The 13,456-nt window shown below is 59.9% G+C and carries 20 protein-coding genes and 1 tRNA gene; 15 read left to right on the top strand and 6 right to left on the bottom strand.

Annotation, left to right across the window (positions count from 1 at the left end; translation table 11 throughout):
* Nucleotides 1-338: 338 nt before the first annotated feature.
* A complete protein-coding gene (locus MRBLMA1_RS02690; RefSeq protein ID WP_133654158.1) occupies nt 339-539 on the bottom strand; it encodes a hypothetical protein in 201 nt (66 codons plus the stop codon).
* 235 nt (nt 540-774) lie between these two features.
* Here MRBLMA1_RS02690 and MRBLMA1_RS02685 point away from each other — a divergent pair, with 235 nt between their 5' ends.
* The 10 genes from MRBLMA1_RS02685 to MRBLMA1_RS02640 all read left to right on the top strand — a co-directional run bounded on the left by MRBLMA1_RS02685 (nt 775) and on the right by MRBLMA1_RS02640 (nt 6,770).
* On the top strand, nt 775-1,986 hold the full coding sequence (locus MRBLMA1_RS02685) for a tyrosine-type recombinase/integrase (protein WP_363734865.1): 1,212 nt from the start codon (nt 775-777) through the stop codon (nt 1,984-1,986).
* A gap of 20 nt (nt 1,987-2,006) precedes the next feature.
* Nucleotides 2,007-2,549: a hypothetical protein gene (locus MRBLMA1_RS02680; protein WP_363734864.1), complete on the top strand. Its 543-nt coding sequence runs from the start codon at nt 2,007-2,009 to the stop codon at nt 2,547-2,549.
* 118 nt (nt 2,550-2,667) lie between these two features.
* Nucleotides 2,668-2,832, top strand: a complete 165-nt coding sequence (locus MRBLMA1_RS02675; RefSeq protein WP_363734863.1) for a helix-turn-helix domain-containing protein — start codon at nt 2,668-2,670, stop codon at nt 2,830-2,832.
* A gap of 6 nt (nt 2,833-2,838) precedes the next feature.
* Nucleotides 2,839-3,120: a hypothetical protein gene (locus tag MRBLMA1_RS02670; RefSeq protein ID WP_363734862.1), complete on the top strand. Its 282-nt coding sequence runs from the start codon at nt 2,839-2,841 to the stop codon at nt 3,118-3,120.
* On the top strand, nt 3,117-3,287 hold the full coding sequence (locus MRBLMA1_RS02665; RefSeq protein WP_363734861.1) for a hypothetical protein: 171 nt from the start codon (nt 3,117-3,119) through the stop codon (nt 3,285-3,287). The genes MRBLMA1_RS02670 and MRBLMA1_RS02665 overlap by 4 nt, the downstream gene beginning before the upstream one ends.
* 97 nt (nt 3,288-3,384) lie before the next feature.
* Nucleotides 3,385-3,813 (top strand): HK97-gp10 family putative phage morphogenesis protein, encoded by a 429-nt coding sequence (locus tag MRBLMA1_RS02660; protein ID WP_363734859.1) that lies wholly within the window; start codon nt 3,385-3,387, stop codon nt 3,811-3,813.
* Nucleotides 3,814-3,815: 2 nt separating this feature from the next.
* A complete protein-coding gene (locus tag MRBLMA1_RS02655; protein ID WP_363734857.1) occupies nt 3,816-5,153 on the top strand; it encodes a phage tail length tape measure family protein in 1,338 nt (445 codons plus the stop codon).
* Nucleotides 5,050-5,697: a hypothetical protein gene (locus MRBLMA1_RS02650; RefSeq protein WP_363734855.1), complete on the top strand. Its 648-nt coding sequence runs from the start codon at nt 5,050-5,052 to the stop codon at nt 5,695-5,697. The genes MRBLMA1_RS02655 and MRBLMA1_RS02650 overlap by 104 nt, the downstream gene beginning before the upstream one ends.
* Nucleotides 5,698-5,709: 12 nt before the next feature.
* Nucleotides 5,710-6,006 (top strand): hypothetical protein, encoded by a 297-nt coding sequence (locus MRBLMA1_RS02645; RefSeq protein WP_363734852.1) that lies wholly within the window; start codon nt 5,710-5,712, stop codon nt 6,004-6,006.
* 5 nt (nt 6,007-6,011) lie between these two features.
* Entirely contained in the window at nt 6,012-6,770 is a 759-nt protein-coding gene (locus tag MRBLMA1_RS02640; RefSeq protein WP_363734851.1) for a hypothetical protein, read from the top strand.
* Nucleotides 6,771-6,791: 21 nt separating this feature from the next.
* On the opposite strand, the gene MRBLMA1_RS02635 is transcribed toward MRBLMA1_RS02640, so the two are convergent.
* Together MRBLMA1_RS02635 and MRBLMA1_RS02630 are read right to left on the bottom strand one after the other, a co-directional pair.
* Nucleotides 6,792-7,574: a type I restriction enzyme HsdR N-terminal domain-containing protein gene (locus MRBLMA1_RS02635; RefSeq protein WP_363734849.1), complete on the bottom strand. Its 783-nt coding sequence runs from the start codon at nt 7,572-7,574 to the stop codon at nt 6,792-6,794.
* Nucleotides 7,575-7,650: 76 nt separating this feature from the next.
* Complete coding sequence (locus MRBLMA1_RS02630) at nt 7,651-8,010, bottom strand: hypothetical protein (protein ID WP_363734847.1); 360 nt, start codon at nt 8,008-8,010, stop codon at nt 7,651-7,653.
* A gap of 100 nt (nt 8,011-8,110) precedes the next feature.
* On the opposite strand from MRBLMA1_RS02630, the gene MRBLMA1_RS02625 reads away from it, so the two are divergent.
* A complete protein-coding gene (locus MRBLMA1_RS02625; protein WP_363734845.1) occupies nt 8,111-9,109 on the top strand; it encodes a hypothetical protein in 999 nt (332 codons plus the stop codon).
* A gap of 71 nt (nt 9,110-9,180) precedes the next feature.
* Here MRBLMA1_RS02625 and MRBLMA1_RS02620 read toward each other — a convergent pair whose 3' ends face one another.
* The gene (locus MRBLMA1_RS02620; protein WP_363734844.1) at nt 9,181-9,564 is read right to left on the bottom strand and encodes a hypothetical protein; all 384 of its coding nucleotides are present in this window, start codon (nt 9,562-9,564) and stop codon (nt 9,181-9,183) included.
* A 278-nt stretch (nt 9,565-9,842) separates the two neighbouring features.
* Between MRBLMA1_RS02620 and MRBLMA1_RS02615 the strand changes: the two genes are divergently transcribed.
* The 3 genes from MRBLMA1_RS02615 to MRBLMA1_RS02605 are packed head-to-tail and all read left to right on the top strand — an operon-like array spanning nt 9,843 to nt 11,112.
* Nucleotides 9,843-10,454, top strand: a complete 612-nt coding sequence (locus MRBLMA1_RS02615) for a DUF5059 domain-containing protein (RefSeq protein WP_414714748.1) — start codon at nt 9,843-9,845, stop codon at nt 10,452-10,454.
* Nucleotides 10,454-10,924 carry a hypothetical protein gene (locus MRBLMA1_RS02610; RefSeq protein WP_363734842.1) on the top strand — a complete coding sequence of 157 codons (471 nt, stop codon included), beginning with the start codon at nt 10,454-10,456 and terminating at the stop codon, nt 10,922-10,924. The genes MRBLMA1_RS02615 and MRBLMA1_RS02610 overlap by 1 nt, the downstream gene beginning before the upstream one ends.
* A complete protein-coding gene (locus tag MRBLMA1_RS02605; protein WP_363734841.1) occupies nt 10,921-11,112 on the top strand; it encodes a hypothetical protein in 192 nt (63 codons plus the stop codon). Before MRBLMA1_RS02610 ends, MRBLMA1_RS02605 begins: the two co-directional genes overlap by 4 nt.
* Nucleotides 11,113-11,161: 49 nt before the next feature.
* On the opposite strand, the gene MRBLMA1_RS02600 is transcribed toward MRBLMA1_RS02605, so the two are convergent.
* Nucleotides 11,162-12,040, bottom strand: coding sequence for a nucleotide-binding protein (locus MRBLMA1_RS02600; RefSeq protein ID WP_363734840.1), 879 nt, complete (start codon nt 12,038-12,040; stop codon nt 11,162-11,164).
* An 82-nt stretch (nt 12,041-12,122) separates the two neighbouring features.
* Nucleotides 12,123-12,212, bottom strand: a tRNA-Ser gene (locus MRBLMA1_RS02595).
* A 148-nt stretch (nt 12,213-12,360) separates the two neighbouring features.
* On the opposite strand from MRBLMA1_RS02595, the gene MRBLMA1_RS02590 reads away from it, so the two are divergent.
* Nucleotides 12,361-13,398, top strand: a complete 1,038-nt coding sequence (locus MRBLMA1_RS02590; protein WP_363734839.1) for a lytic murein transglycosylase — start codon at nt 12,361-12,363, stop codon at nt 13,396-13,398.
* The last annotated feature ends 58 nt before the right edge of the window (nt 13,399-13,456 follow it).

Below are 13,456 nucleotides of genomic sequence, written 5' to 3'. Positions count from 1 at the left end.
CGGGTCATCACATTGGCTCGCGCGCAATTTCAGCCTGATGACGAAGGTGCGGTGCTATCGCCATTTGCATGGTTCAGGCCGCCTTTCGGCTCGAAGGATTGCCCACCCGTGACCGCCGATTGACGTTACGGAAAGGCGACGATCTACCTTTGGATAGATTGCGATGAACGTCCATTCTTGCTAAGCGGAAATGGATTTGGATGCCCGACAGCAAACAGATCGCGCTCCCGGCATTCCCTTGCCCGGGGGCGCATTTTTATTCCGCATCCCGGAACGCGAAACGTCCGGAGGATCAGGCAGCCGCAAGCTGACCGTCATCAACCAGCAAATACCGATGATCAGGGTTCCCGCCCCAGCGCATCATGGAGAACCTGATCGGCACAGGACATGGCAAGCGCCCGTACCCGATAGCGCAGCGCGAGTTCACGATGGGCGGCAATTTCCTGCGATGCCGCACTCCGCTTTGCAGCGGCATCGGCTTTCGCGGCTTCCTCTCTTGCACGCCGAAACAGATAACGTGCGTCGGTATCGGCAGACATTGTCACCTCCGATGATTATCGGCCGCTTCTAGCATGAAGAAAATCGCGTCGCCTTAACGCGGATCAAACTGGATGGCGGACAGGGTGACTGCCGGGAATCGAACCAACGGCATTCAATTCCATTCATATAACCCACGCATTTCTGGGGATTGTGAAAGAACATAAAGTCAACATCGTTCATTGACGTTCAGCTCTATTCATGCATATGAGTGGGGAAAGTGGTGTGGAGCGGTCAATGACCATATTGCGTCCTCGGCGGGTGAAGCCTGCGACAGTTGCGGAAGTAAATGCTCTTGCGAAGTCGCCAGGGCGGCATTCGATTGGCGAAAGCCTAATCCTATGCGTCAGTACCTCTGGCGCGAAAAGCTGGATTGCTCGCGTCCGCGATGCGGAAGGCAAACGGCGAGACATGGGGCTCGGCCCGTTCGCCGATCTGACGTTGGCCGAAGCCCGCGAGAAAGCTCGCGCTCTCCGCAAGACAGGTCGGGATGGATTGCCGATCCTGACGCGCGCAGAGCGGCGACGGGCGATCCGTAAAATTCCCACTTTCAAGGAAGCGGCCGGGATAGTCCATGACGAACGAAAGGGCATCTGGAGCAACGGCAAGCATGTCGACCAGTGGAAAACCACGATGGAGACATATGCCTATCCCAAGCTGGGGCATTTGACCGTCGACAAGATCGGCGCTGCCCAGGTGATCGACGCCTTAGGCGAAGTCTGGCAGAAACGCCCCGAGACGGCCCGCCGCGTTCGTCAGCGCATTATGGCGGTGCTGAACTGGGCACATGCGCGCGAATTTAGGGACACTCAGGTTTCCAATGAAGCGGTGGGCTTGGGCCTTGGCCCGCAGAGAGAAAGCAAGGGCAATTTCGCGGCTCTTCCCTATGTCGACGTTGCCGGCCTGCTACTGACCCTCCGGGCGAAAGAGACGGTCGGCAATCTCGCGCTGGAGTTCTTGATTCTAACAGCGGCTCGCTCGGGCGAGGTCCGCGGCGCCGACTGGGCAGAAATCGATTTAGACAAGGCCTTATGGACCATTCCGGCCGAGCGCATGAAAGCTGGGAAAGAGCATGTCGTGCCTCTGGGCGCGCGGGCCGTCGAGATCGTGAAGCGGGCTCAGACCTTCCAGTGCAGTAACATCGTTTTTCCAGGCCACAAGGGCAAAGCCATGTCCGACGCAACGATGGCGAAGGCTCTGCGGGAGGCAGGGGTGGCGAGGGAGGCGGGCACGGTCCACGGGATGCGGTCAGCGTTCCGTGATTGGATCAGCGAGGAGACGAGCTTTCCTAGCGATGTCGCGGAAGCGGCACTGGCCCACACGATCAAGAACAAAGTCGAGGCAGCATATCGCCGCGGTAAGCTGCTGGCGAAGCGGCGCGAGATGATGGACGCGTGGGCGAATTATTGTGAGGGCGGCAGCAATGTCGTGCGGATGGTGGCGGGATGAATGACGACTCAGTGAAGCGCATGAACGACGAGGCCTTGCACACACTGGTAGGGCTTCGTCCTGGCAAGGCATTGAAGAGCGCTCTCATCACGCTATTTCGCTCATCAGCACCTATACTCCCGGAGGTTCGTGAAGCTTTGGCCAAAGCTTTGGAGCGGGCGCCGGACGAAGCCGGCATTCGGCTCAGCATCGGCGGCTTGGGAAAAGGAGGCTCGGAAGACATCGGCAGCCAGATTCAAGTTAGAGAGCGCTGGCTTATTGCGGGCCGCGAGATTGAACGGCTCCACACCGGCGGAATGGGGATCGATGAGGCGAAGCGGCAGGTAGGCCGTCTGCAAGATGCTGATGGAGCATACTTTGGATATGAGCCTTCTCAGGCGTCGGAGGCTTGGGCGTTTTTCAATCGCTTTCGTGCATATCAGGCCTTTAGAAACGAGCAGCTCGCGCGCGCCAGAAAGAACGATGTGGAGACGGAGGCGTCTCAGGAAGCCGCGTTCATTATCATGGCGATCTATGGGGGAGATGCGATGATTGCCGATCCGGGAAAGTATCTATCCGGTTGAACCCCTTTAGCCGGATACGGTCGGTCATATTCGACTGAATAGCCGGGACGCCACCTGTTCAACCATGTTCGCCCCATAGTTCAACGGCATTCAGCCGGGAACGCATGGAGACGAAGGAATGCAGCCCATCACTTGCAGCGTGGATGACGCGGCGAAGGCGATCGGTATCGGTCGAGTAACCCTCTACAAGTACATCAAGGAAGGGCGGGTTGAGAGCGTTCGGATTGGAGGGCGCCGGCTGGTCAAGATCGAGAGCGTGAAGCGCCTCGTGGAAGCCGCGTGACCCGCGATGCCCAGAAAGAGCAACGCCCCCGCCGATAACGGCGAAGGCGCTACGTGTCTGCTTGGCGGCGACACTGGTGCATATAGCGGATCGGCACCCGCCGAACAACCGACGATCCACCTGACCGAATGCGTTTTCGGCGGTCGGTTCGTCGTCAGCATCGAGCCGCGGCGCGTCGATCGCCCCAGCCGGGAATTTCGCACATATGGCGAGGCTCGCACGCTGGCGGATGGCCTGCGCCTCAAGCACGGCTGGCCTGTCGTGGATAACACCGGGGGCGGCGAGTGAGCGCCCGCATCCTCGACATTCGCCATTGGAGGGCCGCGCAGCAGCGCCGCGCAGACCGCGAGCGGGCTGCCATGCGCCAGATCTACGCCGGTCCGCCAGCGCCCAGGCGCCTCTCGCTCGATGACATCCTGGGTCCGGCATTCGATCCAACAGGAGGCGCGGCATGATGGGCGGAGGTGCTGTCCGCCAGCGCATCCCAATCGGTCGAGCAATCCATAGGCGATCAGCCATGGGCGCGCACCATTCCCCACAGGATTGACCACCATGTCTGATGTGAAGGGCGCTGATCGCCTCCTGAGGCGGTTCCAGAAAATGGCATCGCCGCAGATGAAGGAGGCGGTCCGCAGTGCGCTCTACACAGGAGGCTCATTGGTGCAGAGCGAGGCACAGGGGCTCATCACCGCAGGATCGTCATCAGGTCGAAAGACGAAGAAGCACCGCCATATAGCGAGCGCCCCCGGAGAGCCTCCGAACAACGACACCGGCATGCTGTTGCGCGGCATCATCGTGGAGCAGGCGAAGGATGATCCGCTTGCCGTCGATGTGAAGTCCACCGCGCCATACTCGGCGGCGCTGGAATTCGGCACCAGCAAAATGGCGGAACGGCCTTTCATGCGACCAGCAGCAGCCGCGACAAAAGACAAGGTGGCGAAGCTGGTTTCGCTCGCCGTCAGCCGTGAGATGGAGAAATAGGGATGGCCACTGCCGACGAAGTTGTCGTTCGCCTGCGGGCTGAAACCAACGATTATGAGGCCCGGATGCGGAGTGCGGCATCCGTGACCGTCCGTGCCACCGACACCATGCAGAAAGGGACGGAGCGTGCCGCCTATGCTGGCCGACAGATAGGGCGGCAGTTCGCAGACGTTGGCGCTCAGCTTTCAGGCGGGCAGTCTCTGTTTACCGTCATCGCCCAGCAGGGGCCGCAGCTTGCCGATGTAATGTCCGACCTGGGCGGCAAAGCCGGCGCCGTGGCATCGTTCTTCTCCGGTCCATGGGGCGCCGCGCTGTTGGCTGCCGCTTCCGTAGTTGGCACCCTCACAGCTTCGCTGCTGGCCGATGATGAAGCCTCACAAAAACATGAGAAATCTGCCAAGTCGCTCGCCGACGCGATACGCGACATGGAAAAGGCGACGAAAGGTGCCATCCAGACGTCACAGCAGGCGGAGCAGCAGCATTATAACGAGGCCGGTGCGCTGCTGGTGAAGGCGCAGAACGCGCGCAAGGCTACGATCGCATTGCTGGAGGCGGCCCGCGCTCGCCTCGAAACTGCCGACAAGCAAGCCAATGCGCAGGGTGATCCCGAGGGCGGCGTGAACTTCGGCGTCGTCGCCGGCGCCACACAGGAGCGCGAAATCCGGCGCCTGACCACCGCCATTGCGGAACAGAACAGCGAGATTGCCAAGCAGGGCGAGAATGTGCGTCGCGCTGGAATCCCCGTCCTACAGCGCCAGGCAGCAGAGGCGACCGACAGGGCAACCGCCGCCACCGGGCGCTATGACCGCGCTTTGGGCAAGCTCAATGATCAGTTCGAGGCCGGCAAGATCACGCCGGCCGCCTATCGGTCGGAACTGGAGAGCCTCAACCGCACCCGCGACCGGGAATTGGAGGCCGCGAACAAATCCGAGAAGGCGACCAAGAAAGACGGCGATGCCAAGCGCGAGGCCGCGAAGAAGGTCCGTGAACTGGCCGCAGCACAACGCGAATTAGAGGCCGCCCTTGATCGCATCCTGCCGAAATATGATCCCGCACGCGCGGCGGTCCGCGAGTATGGCAAGATCTTTGATGACATCAATCTGGCAGAGAAGAAGGGTCAGATCAGCCAAGGCGATGCACTCAGCTTCAGGATGCAGGCGGGCGTCGACCAGGCGAAGGCCGTTGCGGAAGCCGCATGGAAGAATCAGGAACAGCGTTGGGTAGACATCGGCTTCAATGCCGGCGATTTTCGACGGTTCGAACGTCCAGAAGCAGATCAATCAGGAACTGGAACTGCGCCAAGACGCGAACGACCGGATAGCGGACGATTTTCGCCATAAGCAGGAGGCGCAGTTGCGCACCCTCGCTACCCTGTATGAAGATGCGTTCCGGGGCGGGACGAAGGCGATCTGGGACGATTTCAAGACCATTGGCCTGCGCATCATCGCGGAAACGCTGGCACGGTTCACGCTATCCAGAATCGGCGGGCTGGGCGGTAGCGGCGGTGGAGGCAGCTTCGGAAGCTTCTTGGGGTCGGCCGTAACATCAGTCCTTGGCTTCGCGTCTGGCGGATCCATGACGATCGCTGGGCGCGGCGGCACCGACACGAACATGCTCAGCCTCAACGGTCGTCCGATCGCTAACGTCAGCCGCGGCGAAACGCTGAGCGTAGGCAGCAGGGCACTGGCATCACCGCGTGGCGGTTCGACCGTCGTTCAGCATATCAGCGTCGACGCACGCGGCGCGGTGATGAATGACCAGTTCGCATCCTTGATCCTCGCCAAAGCCAATCAAAGCGCGGCGCAGATGGTTGGGCACGGCATGGCGGCGGTGAATAAGAACATTCCTTCGCGGCTCACTCAATACCAGCGCGACGGCGTGTAAGAGGAGGCTATTTTGGGCAAAACACTTGCGGGCATCCTGACGATCGGCGCGGCGGTCGCGGTCAATGTCATTCCTGGTGTCGGGCAGGCGATCAGTGGCGCGCTTGTCAGCACGTTCGGGGCAGTGGGCACCACCCTCTATGGTGCCCTCAATGCCGGCCTGGTCATGTCGGGCCTTCAGTCGGCAGGCGGCTTACTGGGCATGGGACCGAGTGCGGGCAAAGCCGATACTGCTTCTGTCCCCTTCAAACCGCCTGGCTCGAGCGGCAAACTATTCGAGCGCGCGGACTGGAAGGAGGATGCCATATGACAGCCATGAATCTGATCGTGCAGGAGCAGGCGAAGGCGGCTTTCGTGCTGACCGACACCGCATATTTCGACGTTTTGACGGGAGCTGTCAAAGCGTTCGGCCCGAAGGTTCATGGCATCGTCATTGGCGAGGCCGCCTATGTCGCCGTCGCAACCAGTGGGCGCCTTTTCCTGCACCATGTGCGCCCGCACCTTGAGGCGATCCGCGCGTCAACCCTTCGCGAGTTCCTAGCAGCGATGCCTGATGCGTTCCGAGCCGGTGAGGCGGATTCGTTAGCGGAAGGAGGCGGCGGGTCATGCGCCGCTGTTATTGCAGCGTTCGATCGCGCAGCAGGACGCGCTTATGGATGGGGGATCGGCAATAACACGATGGCTTTCCGCGCCCGGCCTTATTCGCTGGTGCCGACGCGGAAATATCTAACCGGCTTCGATGAGGAGAAATATCCCGCGCTTGCGGATACTGAATTCGGCGATCCGAAATGCTGGAACCCGGCGGCCCAGGGCGTCGAATTGCTGGAGGCCCAGCGGGCGGACGACTTCGATCTGAGTTTGGGCTTCAGCGCGCCGGCTGTGGGGGGGCAAGCTGTCCTGACCCGCGTCGACCGCGACGGGATCAATCACACCACGTTGAAGGCGTGGCCGGATCGTGTGGGTCGCCCGATTGACCTTGGCTTAGGCGATCGGCTGGGCTGGCGTGACCGGCTCCAGGCGTTTGGGCGGGAGAAGTTGCGGCCGGTGCCAACGCTGTGGTTGGCACCAAACTGATGCCTCAGTTGCCGTTGCCTCTCATTCGGCAGCAATCGCCGCCGCTTTTACCCGCTTCCGCTCGAGCGCCTTTTCGGCCTTCTTGACCATTGCAGAGGCTGCTGCTGGCGGATCGCCGTCCACGACATCACGTTTCAGAACCTCTGTACCAATCAGGAGCGCGATTTCCTCATCCGTGACTTTCACATCGAAAAGCCGACGCAGTTCTTTGCGAACCGTCGCCGCAACGGCACCGCCTCGGAGCAGATCAGCCACTACAAAGCGGTTTACAATCTGGGCTTGCTGGTGAAACGCCGTGAGCGCGTCGGTGGAAACATTTTCGCGGCAAAGGAGAAATACCTTGGCGATATCATCCTGCGAGCGTGTCGAAAGTTTGCAGATGTCGAGAGAAAAGACCTCCTCATAATCAATCGGCTGCCCGAACTTGATCCGATAAATGCGCCATTCGATGGCGTTGGTGAGGATGATCCACTCGATGCCCTGATGAGCACCATAGTTGATTGCCTGGCGCAGATGCGTGTTATTGAGGTTGATGCCAGCGGCTTTCACCTCAGCGAGATAATACAGCTTCCCTTCGACCTTGACGGCTAGGTCACAGAATGTCCCCCGGATTTGCTGCTCACTCGTCAGTTCAGCATATTTGTCATAGCCGAAAACATCGGCGAGCATGTCCTTTACCACCGTCACAGTATCGGCCTCGGAGATGTCCCGCTCGCGTAGCTTCCCGACGATCTTCTGATACTGCTTCAGTCCTGCGGCGATGCGATCCTGAGCCCGTTTCGGAATTTTGATATTGGTGCTCATGCTCGATTCTTTCCCCCAACTTGATCGAAAGAAAGCTATCGCCTTGGATTGATTGAGCAACAGCTAATATCGTGCATTATTCCGCTGCGGTCACGCCACCTACGCCTTCAACCTCGCGTCGAGATGTCCCAGGCTTGTTTCCATAGCAGCGGTCAATAGCATCCAGCAGCTCACCGCCCGCACCTTCGCCTGACATAAAAACCCGTCCTGCGTCATAGACGAAAGGCACGGCGCCAGTGTAGGCGCCATAGCTGTTCTTCCCGTTGATCGAGCCGGTCACCATCCCCTTTGTTGGGCATAACTGCACACCCTCGAACTTCGCAGAGTAGGGGTCTTTGAGTCGCTTTGCGCTCTCTGTTTGGGCGCGGTCGAGCAGTTCGCTTTCCTCGCTGCTGCAACCCGCGATCAGCAAAAATGATATGAGAATTCCGCGCATTGCCCGCCCCTTCAGAACGCAAGAAGATGCCGAACTGAGTTGCCAATGCAAGGCAACAGGCAGCATAAGGCGTGCCTGACAGTCTGGTGGGGTTTCGGCAATGGCAAGAAATGGCGTATCAACGCCGAAATTCGATCTCAGCCACTTCAGCCGGCACCGCTCGCGTATCGGTCACCTCAAACTGATCTGGCGGGAAATGGGGCGCCTCGGCTTGGAGCGCCATGACCTCGCCCCCTATCAGTCCGAAATGCTTCGTGATCTCGCTGACGGCCTTGATGAAGAAACCTTGGCCGAGATGCATAACTACTGGGAATATAACACCGAACAGCTTTTCCGTCGCAAACGCGATCGATGGGGGCCAGATGGCATCCCCGCAAAGCCGCGCATCGACGTCGTTCTGGAGATGACCAGCAAGGGCAACTTCAAAGCTGAATGGTTTCCACGGGGATGGAATCGTTGGGGCCCCGCGCTGGAAGATCATATTGGATCGGATTTCCCGGTATGGCGCCGGTACAATAATCGCGGGATGGGATTTGACACGCGGCCGAGCAACGAGTTGTTTTTCGTCCGAGGCACTTCCCACGCTGTTCATCATATTGAGATGGCCCGCGCCGATAGATGGTTCCTGGCGCTCGACCCCGTGCTACTGGCCGCGTGTCATGCTCTTACCGGAGAATTGAAGGAACGACTTCAGCGACATTTCGACGTTAGGATGGTCACCGATCTGTTTCTCGAGTGGCGCACGATCAAAATAGACACCGATTCATACTTCGATGAAGCTGACGAGCTTGCGTCATGGGCGATCGAAGATCCGGAAACGGTGGAGGAGCGGAAAGGGTGTGCTGAATTGGCGGCGGGCGCCTTTGGCTTTTCACATGAGCAACTGGTAGATTGTTGGCTTGCAGAAAGTGAGAAGCCGCGGTGTCCGGATGTGACTACCAGCGCATTCAAGTCACGTATCGTGAAGACGCTGAAGGCTCAGGGGTACAGCACGACGACCCGGCAGCTCGACCGATATCTGGCGCTAATCAAAAAATATGAGCCGGAGCGCGCTCGGGATCTGATGGTGACGGACGTGGGGAAAGCTTCAGGGGCTTAGGGAAAAATTACGATATTCTGTCGCTTAGCGCCGCTAGATTGGCGGATGGATGCTCTGCCGACTGCGTTGCATCAATCGAGCGGCCTTACTTTCGGCGGCAACATCCCGAGTTTTGGTGCGAGCGTCTGAAGTCTGCGGTGTCGCTGACCCGCAGTTGCTGAGCCGTCTAGGGTGGGTGGCCAACTCCATACTTTAAGGGGATGGTTACGTTCGCCGTTCGTCATCATCTCGGCCTGGCTCTTGCCATACATGCAGCGCCAGCCGTTATCGGTCAGCCGCCAGCCTGTTTCACCGAAGCGACCTCCGCCCGTTTCCAGCAGTCCAAGTTCTGTCAGCCGATGGAGAGTAATTTCCCCAGTGCCAACTGGAAGCTGCCCCCGGATCTGGAATGTTTCGTCATCCATTTGCAGGTGGTCCAGCAGCTTACGCTCGCGATCTGTGAGCCGATAAGTCATGCAAGCCTCTCCTTGAGGATCAGCCTGATAGCCTCTGGTCGGGAAGGATGCCCGTCCTGCTTTGCTATCCACAAATCGAGCGCCGCGAGATCGTCGGGCTGCAAACGAACTCCGACCACATGCCCCTTTCCGGTCGGTTTTGGCCCCCGCCGTTTCCCTGTTAACATAGTTTCTTGACTGCTCATAGAAACCGCGTTAACACAGTAGCAGCCTGAAGGAAAGGTTGCACCCTTTCCCCCAGGCCTAACCGCAACCCCTGGTGAAGAGGGATTGAAGCTATGCACGAAGTACCAACTTCGCGGCGCGCTGTCATGCGCGCTATCGCCATCGTTCCAGCCATGATCGCGGCGCCTGCTGTTGCAGCCGCTGCCCCCGCTCTGGTCTGCGCCGCTGCGGAAGATCCGGCTTGGCTCGTTCTACTCGCGGAGGAACAGCGCGCCTATGCCGCATACAGCGCGGCCATCGACTTGAGCGAAGAAGCTGCCAACCGATTCCATGAGGCGATCGAGGCGTTCGACTGCAATTGGTGGGACCGCTTCGAAGCTCGGCGATTTCCGGCCGTTCCGAAGATCGACGGCGAAACTGACGCCCAGCATGAGGAGCGCGTCAATCAAGCCGTGCAGCAGTGGAATGTGGATGGAGCGGCCTTCAGGAAAGAGAAGGAGGAGGCGCCTGCACGCCTGCGCGCTGCGGCCGGCTGTCCTGAAGCCGACGAGGCCCAGGTCGCCGCCTGCGATGCGCACCGAAGCGCGATCGATGCCGTCATCGCCTATCCTTCCCGTTCCCCCAACATCATCGCGCGCAAGCTGCAACTGATCGTCCGAGAGTTCGGCGATTGCGACCATATCCTCGCCCCTCTGCTGGCGTCGATCGATGCGGAGGTGGCGTGATGGGTATCCATTCAACATTCAGCCCAGCCACCCGCGCAGCGATCGAGGCGGAAATTGAGCGACTGATCGAACTGCTCAACTTCGCAGATGGTGATTCCGATCTGGAGGATGGCACCGACTCCGAGGATGATTTCACATTCACCCCCTATGCTCTCGGCTACGGAGAGCGGCGCGGCCCAGGATGTGAGGTAAGCGATCCGGGCGGCGGCAATGTGGAGGACGAGGGCGAGGCGATCGATGAGTGCGAGCTGGTCGATTACTATCAGGCCAGGCCAGCCTATGGGACCGACCAATCACGCGGAGCTATCAACGGCGACCTGATCGCACGACGCGCGGAACTGGTCGATCAATATCAGGATCATCTGCGCTGCGGATCGAGCCAGTTCGCGCGGCAGATCAAGCTGCGAATCCAGCGAATGGATGCGGTCGCCGAAGAGACGCTCATCGCGAGAGGGATTGCATTGCCATGAGCAGCATGAACCCGCGGCTTCTAATCGGCGTCAGCGCCATTGCTGCCCATGGTGGGATCAGCGAAACCCTTGCCCAGCAACTCATCAATCAGCGCGCCTTGCCGGTGTGGCACAGTCGCGGGCGGCCGATGACTACGGCGACGGCACTTGAGGAGTGGGGGCGCCTCAGGCGAGCCGGTAAATTCTGAGCGTAAGGCAAAGCTATCGCCCCAGTTCGAAAGGATCGGGGCGGCACCCTCAGCGCATTACCTTGTTCCAGTCGATATCATATCCCGCGTCCTGCAACTCCCGTGCAAGCGCCGTCTTCCACGCGCCATGATCGTCCAGGGGCTGATACACGACACCTGCGAAGTCGCTCGGAATCTCTACCTCGCCCTTGCGCAGGGCGCACACTCGGGCGCGCGAAAGCAACCCGATGAAATAGCCCAGTTCGAGAAGGACATTCTGTCGAGCGCGAGGGTGGAGTGCTTCAGGGCTGACCCCTCCGACGTCATCTGGGGTCAAAAGTACAACCGCAAAGCCCACGTCTCCGTGCGCCTCGACTTTCTCTATGACTGTGCGGCCACGGTTCGCCTGCTCATGGAGAATGATTGCCTCGAACCCGATGCCTTCGATGAAGCGAGCCACGGTTTCTCGCGCGCCCTCATCGTGCCCATGAACGACGAAAATCTTCCGGCTGGGCGCCCGAGCAACTGGTTCATCGTTGCCGGCTCTGTCCTCATCTTGGCCGTCCAGTTCCTCAAGTTGCTCTTCCAATGAGGCGACGGCCTGCCTCAGCAACGCTAAGTTGCGATCACGCGATTGCCGGACCGCCTCGTGCACCTCGTTAAGCGGCGTCTCATGATACATGTTCATGCCACCCGTCGAGAATTCCGAAGCCAAGCGGTAACGGCGTCGCTCGACCGTGTTGCTACCGAAGGTCCTATCCAGGGCATCAGCGATTGACGCCCTCAGTCCCTCCAAGCCCGGATCGCCAAACTGCTCCCGCACGCTCGCGGGATCGAATGATTCGACCGCAGCGACCCGTTTGCTCAATCTTGTGATCCCCGCTCTAAGCTCATTTTCATTGAGCCTGACGGATTGGAGAGCCTCATTTTGAACCGGTCTGCGGGCCATATTCCTCCTGTTGGTAATTCGGTGGGGAAGGATTTCCTAAGCAGGCCAAAACCTCCAAAAACCAACGCAAATTGGAGGTTTGTGGCGGACAGGGTGGGATTCGAACCCACGGTGAGCGTAAACCCACGGCGGTTTTCAAGACCGCTGCCTTAAACCACTCGGCCACCTGTCCGTCGCCACGCTTCCTAGCGAACCCGACGGCCTTGCCAAGCGTAAAATGGCGTGAAGGCGGTTTGATCCTGCCAATGTCGTCAAGTGCCAATAAGGGGATTCACGCCGCGTCATCCCTGTGCAACAAAAGAGCTTAAGGAGATTCTTCAATGCGTTCGTCGATCCTGTCGCTGTTGCTGGGACTTGCTGCCGTCGTGGCGGGCGGTCTGACGGCGGACAGCGTCAGCGCGCAGGAGGATGTCGGCTTTCGCGCCTATCTTGAATCCCTGCGCCCCAAGACCCGAGCGATGGGCATCCGGGATTCGACTCTGGACAGTGTCTTTCCGGGGCTGACGCCCAATCCGCGCGTAGTCCAGCTCGACCAAAATCAACCCGGCGGCGGCACCTATGCCCCGATCCCGAATTTCGAGCCCTATCGCCGCCAGCATGTCGATGCGGCACGCATCAGCCGGGGCCGGACCGCATATCTGGCCAATCGCGCCCGCCTTGCCCGGATAGAAGCGGAAACCGGTGTGCCGGAAGAGATCATGGTCGCCATCTACGGCCACGAAACCAATTACGGCGCCTATACCGGCGATTTCGACCTGATCCGCTCGCTTGCGACCTTGTCCTATGAGGGGCGTCGCCGGACATTGTTTGAACCGGAACTGCTGGCGACGCTGAAGATGCTCGATGATGGCGTGCCGCGCAGCCGCCTGGTGGGCAGTTGGGCTGGCGCGACCGGCTATCCCCAATTCCTGCCGAGCGTCTATCTGCGGCTGGGCAAGGATGGCGATGGCGATGGCCGGGTCGATATCTGGAACAGCGAAGCCGACGCCCTGGCATCCATCGCCAATTATTTCGTCCACGCCGGATGGCGACGCGGCGAGCCTTGGGGCATTGCCGTGTCCGTTCCGGTCGGATTGGACCGTTCCGGCCTCGCCGCGCGCACCACGGCGGTCCGTTGCCCCCGCGTCTTCAGCCGCCATAGCCGCTGGCTCAGCATGGCCGAATGGCGGCGCATGGGAATCGTGCCCAGCGGCGCCGGCTGGCCCGCCGACCGGGTGATGGCGACATTGCTGGAGCCCGATGGTCCGGGCAAGACCGCCTATCTTCTGACCAGCAACTACCGCGCGATCCTCGACTATAACTGTTCGAATTTCTATGCCTTGTCCGTTGGCCTGCTGGCCGATGCGGTGAAGCAATAGAGCGCCTTGATATTGGTTCTGCCATGGCTATTGAATGCGCTAGGCATTCGAAGAATCC

The sequence above is a fragment of the Sphingobium sp. LMA1-1-1.1 genome (genome assembly GCF_040676365.1).
Taxonomy (GTDB): Bacteria; Pseudomonadota; Alphaproteobacteria; order Sphingomonadales; family Sphingomonadaceae; genus Sphingobium.
This window is presented reverse-complemented; position numbering and strand designations above follow the sequence as displayed.